At 33.7% G+C, this 24,063-nt stretch carries 18 protein-coding genes and 1 riboswitch; of the genes, 13 read left to right on the top strand and 5 right to left on the bottom strand.

Annotated elements, in window-relative coordinates; genetic code table 11:
• The first annotated feature begins 43 nt into the window (after positions 1-43).
• The 3 genes from QTL86_RS09655 to proC all read left to right on the top strand — a co-directional run bounded on the left by QTL86_RS09655 (position 44) and on the right by proC (position 4,064).
• Complete coding sequence (locus QTL86_RS09655) at positions 44-2,011, top strand: YgiQ family radical SAM protein (RefSeq protein WP_410497076.1); 1,968 nt, start codon at positions 44-46, stop codon at positions 2,009-2,011.
• Between the two features lie 136 nt (positions 2,012-2,147).
• On the top strand, positions 2,148-3,194 hold the full coding sequence (locus tag QTL86_RS09650; RefSeq protein WP_127066259.1) for an HD-GYP domain-containing protein: 1,047 nt from the start codon (positions 2,148-2,150) through the stop codon (positions 3,192-3,194).
• Positions 3,195-3,269: 75 nt separating this feature from the next.
• Positions 3,270-4,064, top strand: coding sequence for a pyrroline-5-carboxylate reductase (gene proC / locus QTL86_RS09645; protein ID WP_013656625.1), 795 nt, complete (start codon positions 3,270-3,272; stop codon positions 4,062-4,064).
• Positions 4,065-4,110: 46 nt separating this feature from the next.
• On the opposite strand, the gene QTL86_RS09640 is transcribed toward proC, so the two are convergent.
• The 5 genes from QTL86_RS09640 to QTL86_RS09620 form a co-directional block, all read right to left on the bottom strand.
• Positions 4,111-5,064, bottom strand: a complete 954-nt coding sequence (locus tag QTL86_RS09640; protein ID WP_013656626.1) for an ABC transporter permease — start codon at positions 5,062-5,064, stop codon at positions 4,111-4,113.
• Between the two features lie 2 nt (positions 5,065-5,066).
• Positions 5,067-6,257, bottom strand: a complete 1,191-nt coding sequence (locus QTL86_RS09635) for an ABC transporter permease (protein WP_127066260.1) — start codon at positions 6,255-6,257, stop codon at positions 5,067-5,069.
• Positions 6,250-7,776 (bottom strand): ABC transporter ATP-binding protein, encoded by a 1,527-nt coding sequence (locus QTL86_RS09630; RefSeq protein WP_410497075.1) that lies wholly within the window; start codon positions 7,774-7,776, stop codon positions 6,250-6,252. Before QTL86_RS09630 ends, QTL86_RS09635 begins: the two co-directional genes overlap by 8 nt.
• Before the next feature lie 147 nt (positions 7,777-7,923).
• Positions 7,924-9,030, bottom strand: coding sequence for a BMP family lipoprotein (locus QTL86_RS09625; protein ID WP_410497074.1), 1,107 nt, complete (start codon positions 9,028-9,030; stop codon positions 7,924-7,926).
• A 272-nt stretch (positions 9,031-9,302) separates the two neighbouring features.
• Complete coding sequence (locus QTL86_RS09620) at positions 9,303-10,409, bottom strand: BMP family lipoprotein (RefSeq protein WP_410497073.1); 1,107 nt, start codon at positions 10,407-10,409, stop codon at positions 9,303-9,305.
• Between the two features lie 153 nt (positions 10,410-10,562).
• Here QTL86_RS09620 and QTL86_RS09615 point away from each other — a divergent pair, with 153 nt between their 5' ends.
• The 10 genes from QTL86_RS09615 (at position 10,563) to QTL86_RS09570 (ending at position 23,921) form a co-directional block, all read left to right on the top strand.
• On the top strand, positions 10,563-12,044 hold the full coding sequence (locus QTL86_RS09615; protein WP_127066264.1) for an N-acetylmuramoyl-L-alanine amidase: 1,482 nt from the start codon (positions 10,563-10,565) through the stop codon (positions 12,042-12,044).
• A 204-nt stretch (positions 12,045-12,248) separates the two neighbouring features.
• Positions 12,249-12,692, top strand: a complete 444-nt coding sequence (locus QTL86_RS09610) for an ACT domain-containing protein (protein WP_013656632.1) — start codon at positions 12,249-12,251, stop codon at positions 12,690-12,692.
• Positions 12,693-12,730: 38 nt separating this feature from the next.
• On the top strand, positions 12,731-13,945 hold the full coding sequence (locus QTL86_RS09605; protein ID WP_127066265.1) for a homoserine dehydrogenase: 1,215 nt from the start codon (positions 12,731-12,733) through the stop codon (positions 13,943-13,945).
• A gap of 13 nt (positions 13,946-13,958) precedes the next feature.
• Positions 13,959-15,170, top strand: coding sequence for a cofactor-independent phosphoglycerate mutase (locus QTL86_RS09600; RefSeq protein WP_127066266.1), 1,212 nt, complete (start codon positions 13,959-13,961; stop codon positions 15,168-15,170).
• A 40-nt stretch (positions 15,171-15,210) separates the two neighbouring features.
• Positions 15,211-16,419 (top strand): aspartate kinase, encoded by a 1,209-nt coding sequence (locus tag QTL86_RS09595; RefSeq protein ID WP_127066267.1) that lies wholly within the window; start codon positions 15,211-15,213, stop codon positions 16,417-16,419.
• 158 nt (positions 16,420-16,577) lie between these two features.
• Entirely contained in the window at positions 16,578-17,486 is a 909-nt protein-coding gene (gene thrB, locus QTL86_RS09590; protein WP_127066268.1) for a homoserine kinase, read from the top strand.
• A 206-nt stretch (positions 17,487-17,692) separates the two neighbouring features.
• The gene (locus QTL86_RS09585) at positions 17,693-19,273 is read left to right on the top strand and encodes an ATP-binding protein (RefSeq protein WP_190283574.1); all 1,581 of its coding nucleotides are present in this window, start codon (positions 17,693-17,695) and stop codon (positions 19,271-19,273) included.
• Between the two features lie 18 nt (positions 19,274-19,291).
• Positions 19,292-20,803, top strand: coding sequence for a sensor histidine kinase (locus tag QTL86_RS09580; protein WP_127066270.1), 1,512 nt, complete (start codon positions 19,292-19,294; stop codon positions 20,801-20,803).
• A 68-nt stretch (positions 20,804-20,871) separates the two neighbouring features.
• Positions 20,872-23,007: a Tex family protein gene (locus tag QTL86_RS09575; RefSeq protein ID WP_127066271.1), complete on the top strand. Its 2,136-nt coding sequence runs from the start codon at positions 20,872-20,874 to the stop codon at positions 23,005-23,007.
• Between the two features lie 54 nt (positions 23,008-23,061).
• Positions 23,062-23,184, top strand: a riboswitch (FMN riboswitch).
• Positions 23,185-23,294: 110 nt separating this feature from the next.
• Positions 23,295-23,921: an ECF transporter S component gene (locus QTL86_RS09570; RefSeq protein WP_127066272.1), complete on the top strand. Its 627-nt coding sequence runs from the start codon at positions 23,295-23,297 to the stop codon at positions 23,919-23,921.
• The last annotated feature ends 142 nt before the right edge of the window (positions 23,922-24,063 follow it).

Below are 24,063 nucleotides of genomic sequence, written 5' to 3'. Positions count from 1 at the left end.
TCAAGGGTAAACTGATAAAAATTAATCAAAAGTAGGTGAATTAATGACAGAAAAAGACTTCTTACCTATTAGCAAAGAAGATATGGAAAAAAGAGGCTGGGAGCAATGCGATTTTGTACTTGTAACAGCTGATGCTTATATAGATCATCATAGCTTTGGAACGGCAATTATTTCTAGAGTATTAGAACATGCTGGATATAAAGTAGGCATTATTGCGCAACCTAATTGGAAGGATACAGCTGACTTTATGAAACTAGGGAAACCTAGATTAGCTTTTTTAGTAAATGGGGGCAATATGGACCCAATGGTCAATCACTACACAGTAAGCAAACGCCTTCGTGAAAAGGATATGTATTCACCAGGGGGTAAGATGGGATTACGACCAGACCGTTCTACTATTGTGTATTGTAATAAAATTAGGGAAGCTTATAAAGATGTAGATATTGTTATAGGTGGTATTGAAGCTAGCTTAAGACGTTTTGCACATTATGATTATTGGAGTGATAAGGTACGTAAATCAATTTTAGTAGATAGTGGTGCCGATCTTCTTGTTTATGGCATGAGTGAGAAGCAAATTGTTAAAGTGGCGGAAGCTCTTAATGATGGGTTAGCAGCAAAATATATTCGCTATTTAGATGGAACCTGCTATATGGTAGATAGCCTAGAAGAAGTTTATGATTACAAATTACTTCCTTCTTATAAAGAGGTTTGCGAAGACAAGATTAAATATGCTATGGCCTATAAAATGCAAGAAGACGAGCAAGATCATGCTAGGGGAGTAACCTTAGTACAAGAGCATAATGGGAAATATGTGGTCCAAAACAAACCAGAAAAGCCACTTGTAAGAGAAGAGTTAGATGAAGTTTATGCTTTACCTTATATGAAGAACTATCATCCTATTTATGAAAAAGAGGGTGGTGTTCCAGCCATTGAAGAAGTTAAGTTTAGCTTAGTAAGCTCAAGAGGCTGTTTTGGTAACTGTTCATTTTGTGCCATTACGCTTCATCAAGGAAGAGTTGTAACTAGTAGAAGTCAGGAATCCATTGTAGAAGAAGCAGAAGCTATTACACATATGCCAGATTTTAAAGGCTATATTCATGATGTGGGAGGACCTACAGCTAACTTTAGAGGGCCAGCTTGTTCAAAGCAATTAGAACACGGTGCCTGCAAAAATAAGCAATGTTTAACACCCGGTCCATGTAAAGCTATGCATAAGGACCATGAAGAATATTTACAACTATTACGCAAGGTGAGAAACATTCCAGGTGTCAAAAAGGCTTTTATTCGTTCAGGTATTCGTTATGATTATGTCATGGCTGATAAAAACAATGATAAGTTTTTCGAAGAGTTAGTGGAACATCATGTAAGTGGGCAACTTAAGGTGGCACCAGAGCATATTTCAAAAGAAGTATTAGCTTATATGGGTAAACCTTCAGGTAAAATATTTGATGATTTTTGTGATAAGTTTTATGCCATTAATAAAAGGTTAGGCAAAAAGCAGTATATTATTCCTTATCTGATGTCTAGCCATCCAGGTAGCCGTTTGCAAGATGCCATAGAACTGGCTGAATATTTAAGAGATATTCATTATCAACCAGAGCAAGTTCAAGATTTTTATCCAACACCAGGAACATTATCAACAGCTATGTTTTATACAGGAATTGACCCTAGAACGCTAAAACCTGTTTATGTGCCTAAAACAAAAAGAGAAAAAGCAATGCAACGTGCACTTTTACAATATCGTAACCCTAAAAAGTATGAGATTGTTTATGAAGCTTTAGTAGAAGCAGGTAGAGAAGACTTGATAGGGTATGGCCCAAAATGTTTGATTAGGCCTAAAGAAAGCTCACAAGCAAAAGGAAACTTTAAGGGTTCAAAAAATAATACTAAAAATAAGTATAATAGCAATTCAAAATCTAAAAATAATGTAGGCCAAGGAAAGAAAGAAAAGGGTAAAGAAAAAGCAACTTCGTATAAAACGAGCTCAACTAAAAGAAAAAGTAAATACTAAATTGTGATAGAATAAACGTCATTTGAAAGGCAATAAAAAGCTTTCAAATGACGTTGTTTTGTTGGACTAATTAGTAAATTATGGTATAATTTAAAGATAAATAAATGAGTAAACTAGGCAGGACTGAGGTGGACCTATGAGATTGGTACCAACAAAAAGATTAAAAAATGGTGATATTATAGCAAGGGACATTATTAGCTATGATGGTGGCCTATTATTAAGAGAAGATACACATTTCAGAGAAGTTTTTAAGCAAAAGTTGTTAGAACGAAATATTTTTGAAGTTTATATAGAAGATGAATTATCTAAAGGAATAGAGCCTATAGAAATTATCTCCCCTCAAATTCGAAGAAAAATAGGAAAAGATATTCAGCAAGAGTTTGAAAAACTACAAGAGAATTTACAAGTGGACATTGGTTGTTTAAAGGAAGTATCTAGTTTATTAATTGAAGAAATCCAGCAAAAAGAACTTATTTGTGAGCTGCAAGATTTAAAGGTGAATGATCAGTATACGTATGAACATTGCATAGCAGTAGCTATTTTGACTACATTGGTATGCAATAAGCTTGGGCTTAACCTCTATTTGAAAGAGCAGATTGTTATGGGGGCTTTAATTCATGATATTGGTAAGATGATTTTACCAAAGGATATTTTAAATAAGCCAGATAAATTAACATCAGAGGAATATAATTTAATCAAAACACATACAGAGATTGGTTATAAAATGATCAAAGACAGAGCAGAGTTTAATGCTGTAACTAAATTAGCAGTCCTATGTCATCATGAAAGAGAAGATGGTTCTGGTTATCCTTTAGGAAAAGGTACAGACTTACATATTGGAGCTAAAATAGTTGGCGCATGTGATTTGTATCATGCACTTATATCAGATCGTTGCTATAGACAGGGATTACCTATTAATGAGGTATTTGCTGTAGCTCAAACAGAGCCGATTAACTCTAAGATTAGAAGTATTATTGAAGGTACTTTTGCTTATTATCCAGTAGGATCTATAGTCAAGTTAAATACAGGACAAATGGCTATTGTTGAGAAAAATTATGCTAAAGATATTAAGAGGCCACTTGTTAGAGTGATAGAGGAAACCAATAAGCAATCTGGATACAAAATTAATTTACAGGATGAGCTAAGTATTTGTGTTACAGATCGTGCTGAACTTGAGATATAAGAAATAAATATTTTACAGGTAGACAATATAAAAGTGAAAGACTAAAATAGAGAATAAAAGATAGGAGAAAATGAAATGAAAATAGGGTTTATTGGAGCAGGTAATATGGCTAAAGCTATGCTAGGCGGTATTTTGGCAAATGGTATTTTTAATAAAGAAGAAATCATTGCGTCAGATGCAAGTGAAGCTTGCTTAAAAGCTATAGAAGATAGTTTAGGAATTAGCACTACAACAGATAATAAAATTGTAGCAAAACAAGCAGACGTAATTGTTTTAGCAGTAAAACCACAGTATTATGGAAGTGTTATTGAAGAGATTAAGGATGGAGTGCAATCACATCAAATTATAGTTACTATTGCACCAGGACAAACTATAGAGCGTTTAGAGCATTTATTTGGAAAAACACTTAAGCTCGTACGTACAATGCCTAATACACCTGCTCTGGTAGGAGAAGGTATTACAGCAGTATGCAAGAACAAAGAAGTGACAGAGGATGAATTACGTTATATTTGTAAAATACTAGAAGGCTTTGGTAAAGTAGAAGTAGTAGATGAACATTTAATGGATGTAGTGGTTTCAGTAAGTGGTAGCTCTCCAGCTTATGTATTTATGTTTATAGAGGCTATGGCGGATGCTGCCGTTGCAGATGGTATGCCTAGAAAGCAAGCCTATGAATTTGCGGCACAAGCTGTTTTAGGAAGTGCAAAAATGGTATTAGAGACTGGAAAACACCCAGGAGAATTAAAAGATATGGTCTGTTCTCCAGGAGGAACTACAATTGAAGCTGTACGCGTATTAGAAGAAAAAGGACTGCGTAGCACTATATTTGAAGCAATGAAGGCATGTACTAAAAAAGCTAAAGGTATGTAGATTATTTAAATAATAAAAAACCAGCATAATGATGCTGGTTTTTTATTTAGCGTTTACCAGGATCAAAAGGTTCTCCCGCTGCTTTTGGTGCTCTAGTTGTTTTAGAGAAAATAATTAAAGCAATAAGTGTGATGACATATGGGAAAATCTTAAGAAGAACAGGTGGAATAGTAGCTAGCCCAGGAATAACCTGTGATACATTGGAAACAGTACTTGCAAAACCAAAGAAAAGGGTAGCAGCAAGGACACCTAAAGGCTTCCATTGTCCGAAGATTAAAGCTGCAATAGCTAAGAAGCCTAAACCAGATACACTACCATTGAATTCTCCTGCAAAAGTAACAAGGTAAATACCACCACCAAGACCTGCAAAAGCACCAGAAATAATAACACCTAAATAACGCATACGGCTTACATTAATACCAGCTGCATCAGCAGCATGAGGATGCTCACCACAAGCACGTAAACGTAATCCAAAAGAGGTTTTATAAAGAAGATAAGTGAAAACGGCTAAGATTAGGAGTACTAACCAAGTTGTAGAATAGCTATTGGTAAAGAAAAGAGGCCCCAGAATTGGAATACTAGAAAGTACTTTTACATTTTGTTTTGCTAAACCAACAGTTAAGACAATGTTTCCACTACCAGTTATATTTCTAGCTAAGAAAATAGTAAGACCAGCAGCAATCATATTAATAGCTGTACCACTAATGGTTTGATCTGCTTGTAAATTAATACTTGCAAAAGCATGTAGTAAAGAAAAAATAGCACCGGCTATAATAGCTACTAAAAGTCCAACATAAATAGTCCAAGTGGCTGTACCAAAACGATTTTGTAATAAAGAAATAGTTATGCCACCAGCAAAAGAGCCAATAATCATAAGTCCTTCTAGACCGATATTAACAATCCCACTACGTTCACAAAAAAGCCCACCTAAAGCAACAATTAAAAGGGGAATGGTAAAGGCAATGGCATAAGGAAAAATTTGTTCTATTATTTGCCACATGATTATTCATCTCCTTTCTGATTAGCATTAGAATCATTAGGTGGCAAGAGACCAATACTATCATGTCCGTTATCTGATTCTTTCACACTATCTGGAATCAAAGAATTATTCAATTTATCCTTTGTTTCAGTTTGAATATTCGAGGTATTTTTTGAACCTTTTTTAGGTTTTACTTTGTTTAAGAAACGCTCTACTAAAACACTTGTAGCAGCAAAGTAAATAATAGTAGCGATAATCGTATCGGCAATTTCTGGCGGCACATCTGTCATAACACTCATGAAGCCACGGCCTGCATAAAGTAAACCAAAGAATAATGCGGAGAAAAATGCACCAATAGGGGTATTGGCACCAAGGAGTGAAACAGCAATACCATCAAAACCTTGAGAAGGCATAATACCAATTTGCATATTAGTAGCTACACCTGCATATTGTGTTAATCCCGCAAGACCAGCAAGGCCACCTGCAATCATTAAAGAGTAAATAATGCTTTTGTTTACAGAAATACCTGCATATTCAGCAGCGTGTTTATTAAAGCCTACAGCTTTTAATTCATAACCAAAGGTTGTTTTATTAAGAATTAAAGCAATAATAAGTGTAGCAACAATAGCTACAATGATGCCTAAGTTAATATAAGAACCTCCAAATAAATCTGAAAGCCAGGTTGAACGAAGGGTTAAAGCATTTGCTAAAGGTAGTGATTCAGTAGTTTTAGAACCATTAGGGAACCAAAGCTGAACGCCATAATAAATAATCCAATAAGCAATCCAGTTCATCATAATACATGAAACAACTTCATGTACATTAAAAATAGCTTTTAAAAGACCTGGAATAAAAGCCCATAAAGCACCACCAATAAGAGCAACTAAAATAATGACTAAGAGGTAAATCGGTCTTGGGAGATTTAAACCTGCTTGTCCAACTATGGTAGCACAAAAGCCACCAAATAGCATTTGTCCCGGAGTACCAATGTTAAATAAACCTGTTCTAAAAGCAAAGGCAACAGATAGCCCTGTCAAAACAAGCGGAGTAGCAGTGGCAATAGTATTACCAATACGCTCGATACTTTTTGTTCCCCCTTGAATAAGATATAAGAAACCTTCAAAGGCATTATGGCCAGTCGCAAACATTAAGAGAGCACCTGCTAAAAGGCCTAAGACCATAGCAATGATTGAGATAAGCCCTTTCTTATTCATGTTTATGTCCTCCTTCTACACCAGCCATCATAAGGCCTATTTCGTTTTCGTTAGTTGAAGCAGCATCAACTATACCAACTAAGTTACCGTTATTTACGATGGCAATACGATCTGATACATTCATAACTTCATCTAATTCTAATGAAACGAGAAGTACAGCAAAGCCTTTATCTCGATGTTCAATTAATCTTTTATGAATATATTCAATAGAGCCTACATCAAGTCCCCTGGTAGGTTGAACAGCAATAAGAAGCTTTGGATTACGCTCCATTTCACGTCCAATAACAGCTTTTTGTTGATTACCACCAGAGAGAGAGCGTGCTATAGAAGCACCACCTTCACCAGAGCGTACATCGAAAGCTTTAATGATTTTTTCGGCATAATTATGAATAGCTGATCGATTTAAAAAACCACCTTTGGAGAATTCTTTTTCAAAATAAACTTGTAAGACCATATTATCTTCGATGGTATAATCTAGAACAAGACCATGTTTATGACGGTCTTCAGGAATATGGCCTATACCAGATAAAGTACGTTTACGAATTGAAAAACGTGTAATATCTGTACTTCCTATAGAGATTTGCCCCTGTTCAATTTTACGAAGTCCTGTAATGGCCTCTACTAATTCCGTTTGTCCGTTTCCTTCTACACCAGCAATTCCTACAATTTCACCAGCTTTTACTTCAAGAGAAAAGTCTTTTAAACCTAAAACTTTTTTGTTATTAAGTACAGAAAGATGATTAATTTTTAAAATGGTTTCAGCAGGTTTACTAGGTATTTTTTCTACTTTAAAAGTAACAGGGCGTCCTACCATCATTTTAGCCATTTCTGCTTCAGAAGTAGCTTTAACATCTACTGTTCCGATATATTTACCGCGGCGAATAACCGTACAGCGATCTGCAATGGCTTTGATTTCTTTAAGTTTGTGAGTAATTAAGATAATAGATTTACCTTGCTTAATAAGATTTTCCATAATCTTTATTAAGTCTGAGATTTCTTGTGGTGTAAGTACTGCAGTAGGTTCATCAAAGATAAGTACATCTGCATTACGATAAAGCATCTTCAAGATTTCAACACGTTGTTGCATACCAACAGAAATATCTTCAATTTTAGCGTAAGGGTCTACATTTAAGCCATAGCACTCAGAAAGCTCTGCCACACGTGTAGCAGCAGATTTAATATCAATAGATAGTCCTTTTTTAGGTTCAATCCCTAAAATGATATTTTCTGTTGTCGTAAAATTATGAACTAATTTAAAATGCTGATGAACCATTCCTATACCAAGATCATTGGCAATGTTGGGGTTAGAAATCTTCACCTCTTTACCATTCATTTTGATTGAGCCTTTATCAGGCTGATACATTCCGAAAAGCATACCCATCAAAGTGGATTTTCCAGCACCATTTTCACCAAGGAGGGCATGTACTTCGCCACGTTTCAGCTGAAGTGTAATATCATCATTCGCTACAATACCTGGAAATTCTTTTCTAATGCCTAACATTTCTACTACATAATCCATATTTTCGCCTCCTTTATTATATTATGTAACAATACCACTGATTTATAAGGGTTTATAAAAAAAAGACGGAAGCTCCGTCTTTTTCCTTACGTCATAGCTGTAAGTTACATGGAATCCCAATTGATTGTAAGTTGTCAGTACCTAAAATTATTTAATAAGAGAGCCGTCATTTGTGTCTATGACAGTAACTTCACCTGCTTTAATTTTAGAGTATACATCATTTACCGTTTTAATGGTATCTTCACTTAAATTAGGATTTTCAGCTGGAATACCTACACCATCATTTTGAACAGAGAAAGTAAGTGTTTCACCACCTGGAAATTGACCTTCAACCTCTGCTTTAATCATGTCATAAGTTGCTTGATCGATATATTTCATAGCTGAAGTAAGAATAACAGATGCATTGTTTGCAGTGTCATAAACACCATCTTTGTATTGGTCACTATCTACACCAATAACGAATACAGATGTATCACCTTTTGCTGCTCTACTTTTAGCTTCAGTGATAGCACCTACACCAGTACCGCCTGCAGCAGTAAAGATTACTTTTACACCTCGATCATACATTTGAGCAGCAATTTGTTGGCCACCTGCTTTGTCATCAAAAGAACCTTGGTAAATCACGTTTTCTTCTTTAATAGAAATGTTTGTTCCTAAATTTTCGTTAGCGTATTTAACACCTTGTTGGAAACCCCAGTTGAATTTTTCAACCGCTGGAAGCTGCATGCCCCCAATGAAGCCGAATTCAGATTCTTTCATTTGTACTGCAGCAGCAACACCTGCTAAGAAACCTGATTCATGTTCAGCAAAGTAGATAGCAACAGTATTATCAGCTACTACAGTATTTCCGTCGGCATCTCTAGGAGAACCATCTAAGATAACAAATTTTGCATCTGGATATTTTTCTTGAGAAGTAGCCACAGCTCTTTCAAATTTGTAACCTGGTGTAACGATGAATTTAAAGTCACCATCATAAAGGTTAGCAATACCAGTTTCATAATCAGCATCTGTTACGCCAGCCGGTTTAAGATATTTTGAATTTTTAACGGTGTCTTTGATTCCTTCCCAAGTACCTTGGTTGAAAGAACGGTCATCAATAGTACCGGCATCAGTAACCATACCTACTTTAAGGTCAGTATCTAACATTTGGAATTTTGATGTAGACTCAGTTGTTTGATTTGAATTTCCGCAACCAGCAAGTATGCCCATAGACATAACTGTACAAAGTGCGATAGCAAAAAATTTCTTTTTCATGTTTTACACCACCAATAATTTTTTAATGTGCTCATGTATGTGCCCCAACAATGTTTACATAAATGAGTACATCCTATATATAATAGTCAATTTGGATAGTAATTACAATGCTTGATATTTATATTGTTTTATTAAAAAAATTCATAATAAAGAACATAATTATTGGTAATACTTAGCAGAATGATATACAAAAAGTTTGCAAACGAAGCTTGTCCTATTCTGAAAATAAAAGTTAACATAAAAGTAAATCTATTCTGTATAAAAGCTAAAAACTATTTAATAAGAGAACCATCATTTGAGTCCATGACAGTGATTTCGCCTGTTTTAATTTTAGTGTATACATCGTTTACTGTTTTCATAGTATCTTCACTAAAATTAGGATTTTCAGCTGGAATACCTACACCATCATTTTGAACAGAGAAAGTAAGTGTTTGACCACCTGGAAATTGACCTTCAACCTCTGATTTGATGATGTCATGAGTCGCTTGGTCAATATATTTCATAGCTGAAGTAAGAATAATAGATCCATTGTTTGCAGTGTCATAAACACCATCTTTGTATTGGTCACTATCTACACCAATAACGAATACAGATGTATCACCTTTTGTTGCCCTACTTTTAGCTTCAGTGATAACACCTACACCAGTACCACCTGCAGCAGTAAAGATTACTTTTACACCTCGATCATACATTTGAGCAGCGATTTGTTGTCCACCTGCTTTATCATCGAAAGAACCTTGATAAATCACATTGTCTTCTTTAATAGAAATGTTTGTTCCTAAATTTTCATTAGCGTATTTAACACCTTGTTGGAAACCCCAGTTGAATTTTTCAACCGCTGGAGCTTGCATACCCCCAATAAAGCCGAATTCAGATTCTTTCATTTGTACTGCAGCAGCAACACCTGCTAAGAAACCTGCTTCGTGTTCAGCAAAAAGGATTGATACAGTATTATCTCCTACTACAATATTACCTTCAGCATCTCTAGGGGACCCATCTAAGATAACAAATTTTGCATCTGGATATTTTTCTTGAGAAATTGCAATAGCTCTTTCGATTTTGAAGCCTGGTGTAACGATAAATTTGAAGCCACCATCATAAAGGTTTGCAATACTAGCTTCATAATCAGCATCTGTTACACCAGCCGGTCTAAGATATTTTGAATTTTTAACTGTGTATTTGATGCCTTCCCAAGTACCTTGGTTGAAAGAACGGTCATCAATAGTACCGGCATCAGTAACCATACCTACTTTAAGGTCAGTATCTAACATTTGGAATTTTGATGTAGACTCAGTTGTTTGATTTGAATTTCCGCAACCAGCAAGTATGCCCATACACATAACTGTACAAAGTGCGATAGCAAAAGATTTCTTTTTCATATTTTACACCACCATAATTTTTTAATGTATTCACTATATAAAGCTTTTGCAAACTAAGCTTGTCTTATCCTAAAAAATTAAAATTTAACATGAAAAATAAAATAATAGCTATCTTTTATGGTGAAAGTGTAAATTTCTGTTATAATATAAATAATGAAAAATACAACTATGGGGGTAGAAGAAATAATGAAACGTAAATGGATGACAGCGTTCTTAATAGCAATTATGATATGCTTGTCATATCAAGTAGTATATGCAGAAAAAATGCAACTTATTTATGATGGAGAAACACATTTATATGAATTAGTTCCTATTTCTCTCTATATTAATGGCGAATTAACGATTACAACAGTGATGCCTCCTATACAAATAGAAGGAAATACTTTAGTGCCAGCCAGAGAAGTATTTGCGAAGATGGGAGCAGAAGTACTTTGGAAGTCTGCAGAAAAAAGTGTTTATATTACAAAAGGTGAACAACTTATTGTTTTAACCATTGATAGTACAGAAGTTTGGGTAGATGGTGAAATTAAAGTGGCTAATATGCCAGCGAAACTTATTAATGACAAGGTAATGATCCCACTACGCTTTATTAGTGAAGCCTTAGGTTTTAAGGTACAGTGGATAGATGCAACAAAAACCATTATGATAGAAGAGCCCATAGTCGTGGCGCCACCTGTAGTTGTACCACCTGAAGAGAGTGAGATGCCAGAAGAAGGAACATCAGAAGAGTTACCAGAAGAAACACCAGAGCCAAATTTAAGTTTTAAGAATATGACTTATGATTCAAGTTTAAATGCACTTATCTTAGAAAAAGCCCCAGGTTTAACAGTGGAGAGTATCACGGTGCAAGATAATTACATACAAAGACAAATTAAAATCACTTTACCAACAGCCTACATAGATTTTTATGAGGCTGGGATATGGGAAGATACGAATAGTGCAGTAAAAAAAATAGAGGTTAAACAATCAAGTAGTACTGAAATTACTTTAACAACAGCCACTATTAAAGCTTTAAATGTCTATGAATATGATAATAAAATTTACTTACAATGTGTAAAGCCAAAAGAGAAGTACGGTAAAATTGTAGTAGTAGATGCGGGACATGGCAAAGATGATCCAGGGACAACCTATGGCTCACTTCAAGAAAAGGATATTACATTACGTTTAGCTTTGCAGCTTCAAAAAGAAATTGCCAATGATTCAAGTATTAAGGTATATATGATTCGAGAGGGGGATACCTTCTTAACACCTATGGAGCGTGCAGTAGTAGCTAATGAAATTCAGCCAGATTTGTTTATAAGTATACATGTTAATTCTGTAAATAATAATGCAAGTGCTAGTGGAACAGAAACTTATTATACTGCTAAAGCAGATACACGAAATAAGATATTTGCAGAAATGGTACAAAAAGCCCTGATTAATACTTTTGGTACAAGAAATCGTGGTGTTAAAGATAATACCTTTGTTGTAACAAGATATACGAATTATCCAGCTATCTTAATTGAAATAGGATTTTTAACAAATGAATCAGATAGGCAAATGATGCTATCAGCTGGTTTTGAACAAAAATATGCAACGGCAGTTTATAATTGTATCCAAAATTACTATGCTCAAGGATTAAACGAAACTTACTAAAATAGACATAAACAGACAAGTCAAGAGGCTTGTCTGTTTTTTCTATAAAAAAAGATATAAATTTTTATGAAATCATCTTAATTATTATGCAAATATATATAATATTTTATAAAAGTTAAGTTTTATATTGTAAATACTAAAAGTGTATGATATAGTGTGTAGCAAATAAACAAATGTTCACGAGAAGCAAACAAGGAGAATAGTATGAAAGAAAAGCATCCTTTTTATGTGATTAACCGTAGTGTATTGCCAGAGGTTTTTCTGAAGGTAGTAGAAGTTAAAAACTTATTAGAGAATGATAAAATGTTAACTGTGCAAGAAGCTACTGAGCAAATAGGTATTAGCAGAAGCTCTTTCTATAAATATAAGGATGCCATTTTTCCATTTTATGACAAAGGAAAAAGTGAGGCAATTACTGTACTTATTCATTTACAAGATGAAGCAGGAAGGCTCTCAGATGTCCTCAACTATATTGCTGGTGCAGGAGGAAATGTCCTTACGATTAATCAAATGTTACCAATGAATGGTATTGCCATCATTAATCTATGTATCCAAACAGCCGGAATGAATATGACAATTGATGATTTACTTCGTGGGTTAGGAAACCTAAATGGCGTTAAAGAGATACAAATATTAGCAAGAGAGTAGCTCTAGAGTAAACTAGAAAATAAATGGGAGGGAAAGCAATGAAGATAGCTTTATTAGGTTATGGAACCGTAGGGAGTGGCGTTGTAGAAGTTATTAATTCTAATAAAGAGAGTATCGAAAAAAGAGCAGGAAAAGCTATCGATATCAAATATGTATTAGATTTAAGAGAATTTCCAGGAGAAGCCATTAATGAATTGATTGTTCATGATTTTAGTACAATCTTAGAAGATGATGAGATTGAGATTGTAGCAGAGGCTATGGGAGGAGTAGAACCAGCGTATACCTTTGCGAAATCCAGTCTTTTAAAAGGAAAAAGTTATGTGACTTCCAATAAAGAGTTAGTAGCGCTTCATGGGGCCGAGCTTTTAGAAATTGCTAGAAAGAATAAGGTGAATTTTTTATTTGAAGCGAGTGTAGGTGGTGGTATTCCTATTATTAGACCCCTTAACCAAAGTTTAACAGCAGATGAGATATATGAAATTACAGGGATTTTAAATGGAACAACAAACTTTATTTTAACAAAAATGAAGAATGAAGGTAGAAGCTTTGAATCGGTATTAAAGGAAGCCCAAGAACTTGGTTATGCAGAAAAAAATCCAGCAGCAGATGTAGAAGGATACGATGCTTGTCGTAAGATTGCTATTTTAGCATCTCTTGCCTTTGGTGAACATGTAAGCTTTGAAGATATTCCAACAGAAGGCATTACACAAATTAGTAGTGAAGATATGATTTATGCAGAAAAAATGAACTGTGTGATTAAGCTTTTGGCAACTTGTCAAAAACAAGATGGTAGTGTATTTGCAAGGGTATCGCCTATGATGATTTCAAAGGAACATCCACTTGCTATGGTGAATGATGTGTTCAATGCTATTTTTGTTAAAGGTAATGTTATTGGTGATGTGATGTTCTATGGTAAGGGAGCAGGTAAATTACCAACAGCTAGTGCGGTAGTAGCTGATATTGTAGATGCAGCAAAACATTCAGGTACCAATATTATTACTTTTTGGAGTAGAGAAAAGATTGACCTTAAAGATAAAGATGAAGTGAAAGTAAGCTATTTTATAAGAGTACAAGATGAAGATGGATTAGCTGAAAATAAAGTAAAAGAAGCATTTAAAGAGATTCAGCCGGTAGAAGCACTCTCAGGAGAATATGCTTTTATAACAGAAGTAATGACTGAGGGAGAATTTGCAAAACGCCTAGGTAAACTAAGTGATTTAACGATTATGAGTAAAGTACGCACTGAAAAATAAGGGGATGAAAGAGTTGAAATACGCAGTAATCTTAATGGATGGTATGGCAGATGAGCCTATTGAAGCTTTAAATGGACTTACACCACTTGCATATGCCAAAACACCAACGATTGATGAAATAGCAGTAAGAAGTACAATTGGAATGGTACATACTATTCCAGAAGGTTGTGCTAAAGGTAGTGACACAGCCAACTTAAGTGTACTAGGTTATAATCCACAAAAGTATTATTTTGGACGTAGTCCATTAGAGGCTTTAAGCATGGGTGTAAGCTTAAAAGAGTCAGATGTTACTTTTAGAACCAATGTGGTGACCTTAAGTGAAGAAGAAGAATATGAAAATAAAATCATTTTAGACCATAGTGCCGATGAAATTACAACAGAAGAAGCAAGTGAACTTATAGCAGCAGTAGAAGAAGCATTAGGAAATGAAGCTTGTAAGTTCTATCCTGGTGTAAGTTATAGACATCTTTTAGTTTGGGATAAGGGGAGTAGAGAGGTTCAGCTTACACCGCCACATGATATTCTAGAAAAATGTATTAGAGACTATAAGCCACAAGGTGATCATGCCGAAGAAATTTGGGACTTGATGAAAAAAAGTTATGATATCTTAAAAGATCATCCAGTGAATATAGCACGTAAAGCTAAAGGTCTTCGTCCAGCAAATAGTATTTGGATTTGGGGAGAAGGAATTAAGCCTAGATTACCACTTTTTGAAGAAAAATATCATGTAGAGGGAGCTGTTATTTCAGCTGTCGATCTTATTAAGGGGATTGGTATTGGTGCTGGCATGACATCTATTGATGTAGAAGGTGCTACAGGTAATGTTCATACCAACTATAAAGGTAAAGCAGATGCAGCTATTAAATGGCTTATAGAAGATAATAAAGATTATGTTTATGTACATTTAGAGGGACCAGACGAATGTGGCCATCGTAATGAAATGGATAATAAGGTTAAAGCTATTGAACTTATTGATGAAAAAATCATAAAGCCTATTAAAGCAGCTTTAGATGCTTCAGGTGAAGCTTATAAGATCTTAGTTTTGCCAGATCATCCTACACCACTTCGTTTAAGAACACATACAGGAGATCCTGTTCCCTATATGATTTATGAAAGTGGTAATGGCATAGTTAATAAAGCTAATCAGTATACCGAAGAATTTGCGGCAACGACAGGTGCTGATATTGAAGAAGGTTATACTTTAATGGATCAATTCTTAGGATGATTAGGCTTATTATAGAAGGATTATTAGAGGAGGAAGCATTGTGTTAATCGTACAAAAATTTGGTGGTAGCTCTGTGGCTAACCCTGAAAGAGTTTTTAATGTGGCTAGAAGAATTGCAGAAACCTACAAAGCAGGCAATCAAGTCGTTGTTGTACTTTCCGCTCAAGGAGATACAACAGATGATTTAATTGCTAAAGCAAAAGAAATTAGTAAAAATCCAAGTAAGAGAGAGATGGATATGCTCCTTGCAACTGGTGAGCAGCAATCTGTAGCGCTTATGTGTATGGCTCTTGGTGAACTTGGTTATCCATGTGTGTCATTAAATGCACATCAAGTAGGGATGACAACCACATCTATTTATAGTAATGCAAGATTTAAGAAAATTAAACCAGACCGTATTCAAAGGGAATTAGATCTCAAGAATATTGTTGTTGTAACAGGCTTCCAAGGTGTTAATCGCTTTGATGACATTACAACACTTGGTAGAGGTGGTTCAGATACAACAGCCGTAGCTATAGCAGCAGCACTTCATGCTGATAAATGTGAGATTTATACAGATGTAGATGGTGTTTATACAGCTGATCCAAGAGTTGTTAAAAATGCAAGAAAATTAAATGAAATTACATATAATGAAATGCTAGAGTTAGCTTCATTAGGAGCAAAAGTACTGCACAATCGCTCTGTAGAGCTTGCTAAAAAATATAATGTAGAATTAGTAGTAAGATCAAGTTTAACTAAGGCAGAAGGAACAGTAGTCAAGGAGGTATGTAAAGTGGAGAGAATGTTAATTAGTGGTGTTGCTGGTGATGATGAAATTGCACGTGTATCTTTAATTGGTATTAAAGACACACCAGGAAAAGCTTTTGATATATTTGCTACATTAGCTAAAAAAGGAATCAATGTAGATATTATTCTACAATCTATCGGTCGTGATAAATCAAAGGATATTTCTTTTACAATAGCAGAGACAACCTTGGCTGATGCACAAAAAGTTATTGATGATAACAAAGAACGTTGGGGTATTGAACGTGTGGATTATAATGAAAATGTAGCTAAAGTATCTGTTGTAGGAGCAGGTATGGCATCTAACTCAGGTGTTGCAGCTAAAATGTTTGAAGCTATGTTTAATTCTAATATTAATATCCATATGATTTCTACTTCTGAAATTAAAATATCAGTATTAATTGATAAAAAAGATATGCACAAAGCAATGAACGCTATTCATGACATCTTTAACTTAGCTGACTAATAAATAAATAAATAAAAATGATTATTTGATTATAAGGTAAAAGAGAAAAGGAAGGTGCTACTAAAGCGTAGTACCCTCCTTTTGTCACATTTACATTTAATAGAGGATGAACCATTGATATACAAAAAAGATAATCAACAAGAGAAATGGGTGAGAGGATGATTAAGGTAAAAGTACCGGCTACCACAGCTAATATGGGACCGGGATTTGATAGTATTGGGATGGCATTAACTATGTATAACATTGTTTATGCAGAGGAAATAAAAGAGGGTTTAGAAATTATTATTCAAGATGGTAACCCTGCCATTCCAACGAATGAAGATAATTTGATTTATAAAACAATTTGTCATTTTTACAAAAGTATTCAGAAACCAGTACCTGGACTACGCATTATTCAACAAGATAGTATTCCTCATACAAGAGGTTTAGGGAGTAGCGCTGCATGTATTGTAGCAGGACTACATATTGCTAATGCAGTTAGCCATAGCTTCTTTTCAAAAGAAGAACTAGTACAAATGGCAGCTCAGATAGAGGGACATCCAGATAATACAACTCCTGCTTTATTAGGTGGAATGACTATTGGTGCAATGAATGAAAAGGATATGAAATATGTTAAGGCTAGAGTGGCAGAAAACTTACATTTTGCTGTTATGATCCCTGAGTTTACACTTTCTACAGAATTAGCTAGAGGTGTATTACCTACCACAGTGAGTTTAAAAGATGCTGTATTTAATGCATCAAGGGCTGCTTTATTAACAGCTTCAATGTTAACAGGTGATATGGATAATCTTGATTTAGCCATGGAAGACCGTTTACATGAACCTTACCGTATGTCACTTATTCCACATATGGAAGAAATACTACAACAAGCTAAATGTTATGGAGCAAAAGGAACATTTTTAAGTGGGGCAGGACCTACTTTAATTGCAGTAGTAAAAAACGTAGTGGATTTTAGAAGAGAAATGGTGAGTTACTTAGGAACTTTAGAACAAAATTGGCAGGTACAGATGTTACAAGCAGATAATGAAGGTGCTAAAGTCTGGATTAATGAAGAATTGAAATATTAGTATAAAAGGTAATTGCTCAATATATACAGAGAATAGAGCGATTACCTTTTATATTTTTGTGGTGGTAGAGCCTATAGATAGATTAAGGTGTATAAGAAAAAATATATAAAAATTGTAAAAAATAAAGAATAATGTTAATATATAATAAAATTACAGTTATAGAAATAAATAAGATGTATAGTTTGAGGATAAAGAGGGGAATAGATTTGAAAAAAAATCTAGAAATTATAAGTATTATTGCTGTAGGGTTTGTTTACTTAATAGGCATTACAAAATTACAAATTTCATATGAACAAAGTGTATTACTTACTAAATATACTTGCGATTTTTTGAAAATTATCTTTGCTACAAGTATGTTAATTGTAGCATTGAATAATTTAGATACAGCAGAAAACTTTAGACCAAGCTATTTGGCGATTAGTTATTTTTTACTTATTTTCGCAATGATTATTTCTTTAGATTTATATAATAATGGCGTTAACTGGCAACACAATATAAAATATTTAAAAATGAGATGGATTATTAGTTTATCTGAGATTCTATGGGTTCTTATTTGTGTATTGTTCATTACATCAAAAGTTCAAATGATCAAATGGATAAAATATGAAGTGTTATTGATTAGCATAATGTGTATTTATTTATTTTCTGAGTATACACCAATAGATTTTTTAGTGCGTCAATATAGATATGAAAGTCTTAGTATTGTTGCACATGTTTTTAGTTTATTAATACTTATATTAGGGAACATAGTTTGTATTAATAAGGTTAAATCTCATGTTCAAATATTTAAGTATTATTGGTGTGTATTTATGACCTTACAAGTGATATCTCATGGCTTATTAATTGTATTTAGTATAAACGGATCTTTAATAAGTTTTGTGGTAGGACAAATAGCTTCTGTTATATGTTATATTTGTATTCTGAATTTTATTGAGCATATCACACTGACTATAGTATGGAAAGAAATGGATCAAGGTATAGATATCAAGAAAGAACAATTAGATGAAGAGGATTTTGAAAATCAATTACTTATTAAATCTGCTAATATTATTGAGAAAGAAGTAAAGAAGATTAATGCAAAAGCTCAGCAGCTAAAGATAAAATTAGAATCAGGAACTTGCTATCCTAATATTAGATATGTAGAAAAAATCTCAAACAACTGTAATAGATTAACAAAACTTAGTAAAAACATATTAGACTTAAATAATATTGAAAAAGGAAAGGTTAGTATTTGTCTTCAAATAACTAATCTTTCAGAGCTAGTAGAAATAATCATTGCATCCATAGAGCCTTATATGGAACGACTAGGGATTACGTTAGAATATAAAATGAATAAACATCCCATTTATTGTGATATAGACTGTGAAGCTATAGAACGTGTTGTGCTTAATCTTATATCGAATGCCATTAAGTATAATAAACAAAAAGGAAGTATTCAAGTTTATGTAACTGAAAAAAGACAAAGAGCTTTTTTATGTGTTAAAGATACAGGGATTGGTATTCCAAAAGAAAAACTTCAAACTATTTTTAATCGCTTTGAGCGAGGGGATTCGGGGCTTGCTAGAATACAAGAGGGAAGTGGATTAGGATTAGCTATAGTCAAATCAATTATTGAGATACATAGAGGTGAGATTAAGATTCTTAGTACAGAAAATAAAGGAACTTTAGTAAGTATTAGCTTACCAATTTGTGATAGTAATAAGATAGAAGCCTATAAAGCACTTAAAGCAGATGAAAAAGTCCTACAAAAGAAAATAGAAGTAGAATTTTCCGATTTAGGTATGTAACAATAGGGGAGTTAAAAAATGAATGAAACCCATAAGGAAATGATGATTGAATGGTTGGCAGTTGCTCTACTTTATGTAGTGATAAAAGTATGTTTCAGTACGAGTAGTATATATTTTTTTCAATTCGTATTTGGCATTATAGGAACGACTCTTAGTATGGGAGCGTATTTGATTACTAATCAACAAAAGAACAAGATTAATATATTAAAAATTATTTCTGTTACAGCTATTTATAAGAATATGGTCATTATTTTTATATTTGTAACCCTATTATTAGAAATTAATGTTCCTTTTAATGCTATAAATGCAAGAATACAATTAAACTTACTGGATTTATGGTGTATTTGTGTTTGCTATATATGGTTATTTAAGCGTATAGGTGCAATAGGGTGTGTCATATTAATAAGTTTAGGCTTTTGTGTTGTTACTTTCTCCGGCTTTATATTCCCAATTGTAGGGCAATCTACAAGCTACATAGGAGGCAAGGTGATTTTAGAAGGACTTATGATACTTATTGGTATTTTCTGCTTAATCATAGTTGTTTTATATAAAGATAGATATAAATCTAAGAGTTATCAGGCCTTTTTCCTTTTTTTAATTTGCAAAGTAATCAACCATTTCATGATGTCCTATCAATATATAAGCCAAGATACCTTATTATTACCACCCTTTATATTACTTGGTACTATGGAGTATTATTATATTTTAAAATGTGCTTATTTAGCTTGCTGGAAAGAGCCATGGAGAGAAAAGGTAACTAACTTAAGTAAAGCTGAGTACAGCCTTAATGACAATGCGTATTATCGTGATATGATTGTAAACTTATCCCATGAGCTAAAAACACCTATTAATGTGATTAATAGCGCTACTGACTTATTAAGATTGGATTTCGGAAATCAAAAAGAAGTTATGGAAGATTTAAAAGAAATGAGAAGGTACTGCAATGAGACAATGAGAATCATAAGAAATATGATAGATATTCATAAATTGCGAGGCGGTTATATCGAAGTTATTTATAACAAGTATAACCTTGTAGCACTTGTGGAAAATGTAGTAGAGGCCTATTCTAAAGAATATGCAGATGCAAATCTTATTTTTAATCCCGAGCAAGAAGAAATTTATAATCAGGTGGATAAACAGCTTTTTCAGCAAATAATGATGTATTTGATTTATGCTACATTTAAGACGAGAAAAGATAAGGGTGAAATTTATATAGAAATGAAGGATTTATTAGAGGATGAGATACAAATTAAGTTATCTCATTCACAAGTGGGATCTATTGAAGAGTACATCATACATCAGGATGAAGTTGAAACGTATAATGCTGATAGTATCATGGCAGTAGAATTATTTTACTATATACTTAAATTACATGAGAGTCATATTAAAGTTAGAAGAGAAGATGAAGCAATGGAACTTACCTTATATATAAGAAAAAGTAGGCTCAAAGAAGTAGAAGAAGTGATATTAGAAGAAAACAATATAGATGACTTAATAGGCACTATTAAGTCTCATTATGTTATAGAGTAGACTATATTTTAAAATTGTTTTATGGTAGGATAAGGTAACAACAAGGAAAAGTAAGGAGAATAGTTAAAATGAACATTGTACAGATTTTGCAAGATGAATTGCAAATTAAGAGAACACAAGTAGAAAATACGATTAAGCTCATTGATGAAGGAAACACAATTCCTTTTATTGCACGATATAGAAAGGAGTTAACAGGGGGACTTAATGATGAGATACTTCGTCAATTTGGAGAACGCTATACCTACTTGCAAAACCTGTTAGCACGTAAAGAGCAAGTACTTAAAAGTATAGAGGAGCAAGGAAAGCTGACAGTAGAATTAAGACAAGCTATCGAAATGGCTACTACAGCTACAGAGGTAGAAGATTTATATTTACCTTATCGTCCGAAGAAACGTACAAGAGCCACAATTGCTAAAGAAAGAGGATTAGAACCTTTAGCAGAATTGATAAAAATGCAACAAGTATCAGATATTGAGACTATAGCAAAAGATTATATAGATGAAGAAAAAGGCGTAGGTGATGTGAAGGCGGCCTTAGAAGGTGCAAAAGACATCTTAGCTGAAGAAATATCTGATCGTGCAGACTTAAGAGGATATATTAGAAAAGCAACTTTTAGCAAAGGTCTTATAGTGACTAAAGCTAAAGATGAAAAAGAACAAACTGTTTATGATATGTACTATGACTATAATGAAAAGTTAAGTAATATGCCAGGACATCGTATCTTAGCTATTAATCGAGGAGAAAAAGAAAAGGTACTGACCGTTAAAATAGAAGCACCAGTAGAAGAAATCATGACTTATTTAGAACATCAAGTCATTATAAAGGAAAGTACAACGCATCTATTATTAGAAGAAATGCTTCAAGATAGTTATAAGAGACTCATTGCACCAGCAATTGAACGTGATATTAGAAATGAGCTAACAGCAAAAGCAGAAGATGGTGCATTAGAGGTATTTAAGAAAAATCTTTATCAACTTTTAATGCAAGCCCCTATTAAGGGACATCAAGTAATGGGGATAGACCCAGCTTTTAGAACAGGATGTAAAATAGCTGTTGTAGATGAGACGGGAAAGAAACTAGATAAGACAGTTGTATTTCCTACAGCACCTCAAAATAAAACAGAAGAAGCTAAGGTGGTATTAAAGGATTTAATTAAAAAATATAAGGTTGATCTTTTATCTATTGGTAATGGTACTGCTTCTAGAGAAACAGAAAAGTTCGTAGCTGATATGTTAAAAGAAATAAATGAAACGATTCATTATGTTATTGTTAATGAAGCAGGTGCATCTGTTTATTCTGCATCAGCTTTAGCAACTGAGGAGTTTCCTAATGATGATGTAGGCGTAAGAAGTGCAGTATCTATTGCTAGAAGACTTCAAGACCCATTGGCTGAACTCGTTAAGATTGATCCTAAAGCAATAGGTGTGGGTCAATACCAACATGATATGAATCAAAAACGTCTAGAGGAGTCCTTAGGTGGCGTAGTAGAAAGTGCAGTAAATGAAGTAGGTGTGGATATTAATACAGCTTCAGCTTCCTTATTGCAATATGTAGCAGGCATTAAGAAAACTGTTTCACAGAATATTATTGCTTATAGAGAAGAAGTAGGAGCTTTTAAAAGCCGTAGTGAGATTAAGAAAGTAAAAGGGCTAGGTCCTAAAGTGTTTGAACAATGTGCAGGTTTCCTTCGTATTACTAATGGAAAAAACTTTTTAGATGCTACAGGAGTTCATCCAGAATCTTATGCAGTGGCAGAGGAATTACTTAAAGTAGTTGGATATGGAAAAGATGAATTAAAAGCCAGAAATTTTAAAAATCTACATGAGAAAGTTGGTAATATTGAAATTTTAGCAGAGCAATTAGGTACAGGTGTACCTACGCTACAAGATATTATTAAAGAATTAGAAAAGCCTGGACGTGATCCTCGCGAAGATATGCCAAAACCTATTCTTCATAGTGAAATCTTAGAAATCAAGGATTTAAAGGAAGGTATGAAGTTAAAAGGAACAGTACGTAATATTGTAGATTTTGGTGCATTTATTGATATTGGTGTGCATCAAGATGGTTTAGTGCATATTTCTCAAATGAGTAATAAATTTATCAAACATCCTTTAGAAGTGGTTAAAGTAGGAGATATTGTCGAGGTATCTATTTTATCTGTAGACACTATTAAAAATAAAATTGCATTAAGCATGAAATCCTAACTTGTAAAAACAAAAAAAGTATGTTAATATTTATGCAAGTAAATAAAAGGTAACACAATTCTTCGGGGCAGGGTGAAATTCCCTACCGGCGGTGATAGTCCGCGACTGCATCTTATGGTGCACTGACTTGGTGAAATTCCAAGACCGACAGTAAAGTCTGGATGGTAGAAGAGTTATAAGATCTACCTATTAAAGTGTATTTTAATGGTAAGAATTATAGCAACCCAAAAGAAGAATGGGTTGCTTTTTTATTGCTAAAACTACATAGTATTAGGAGGCATATCAATATGCAAAATGAAAAGAAACTATTTACCACACAAAATATGATGAGGATGGCACTATTATCAGTTATAGCAGTGCTGTTAATGCAATTTGGTGCACTTAAGCTCCCTATGATTTTCCCTAGTTTTTTAGAACTAGATTTTAGTGAAGTGCCAGCCATTATTGGGGTATTAACGATTCATCCATTAGCAGGTTTCGTTATTGTTATCTTAAAAAATATTTTGAAAGTAGTCCTTTTCCAAACTAATACGGCTTATGCAGGAGAATTAGCTAATATGGTTGTGTCTTTAGGCTACATTTTACCTCTTTCATTGATGGTTATGAAAAAAAGGGATTTCAAGACCATTACTATAGGTATTTGTATAGGAATCATTGGCTTGACTCTAGCAGGTGCTATAGTGAATTATTTTATTACAATTCCTATGTATGCAAAGTTATTTATGCCAATGGATGCTATTATTGGTATGGGAAATGCTATTTATTCAGGTATAGTAGATAAAGGAACTCTTATTCTTTATTCTTTCATTCCTTTTAACTTACTAAAAGGTAGTGTTGTATCTGTTGTAAGTATTATTATTGTAAAAGGCTTACAACCTGTTATTAAGCATTTCGGTTACCATATACGCGGATAGTCATTGAGTTAAAGAATACAGACACAAAAAGAAGCTACATGAAGAGATTTAATCTTCTGATGTGGCTTCTTTTTATATTTCTCTTATCATTTATTAGTTAATATTTCTTGCTAGGTGTTGAAAGTTTAAGTAAGCCGTATTA

This window comes from Cellulosilyticum sp. ST5 (genome assembly GCF_046529625.1).
Lineage (GTDB): Bacteria > Bacillota > Clostridia > Lachnospirales > Cellulosilyticaceae > Cellulosilyticum > Cellulosilyticum lentocellum.
Note: the sequence above shows the minus strand (reverse complement) of the source record. Positions and strands in the feature narration are given on the sequence as shown.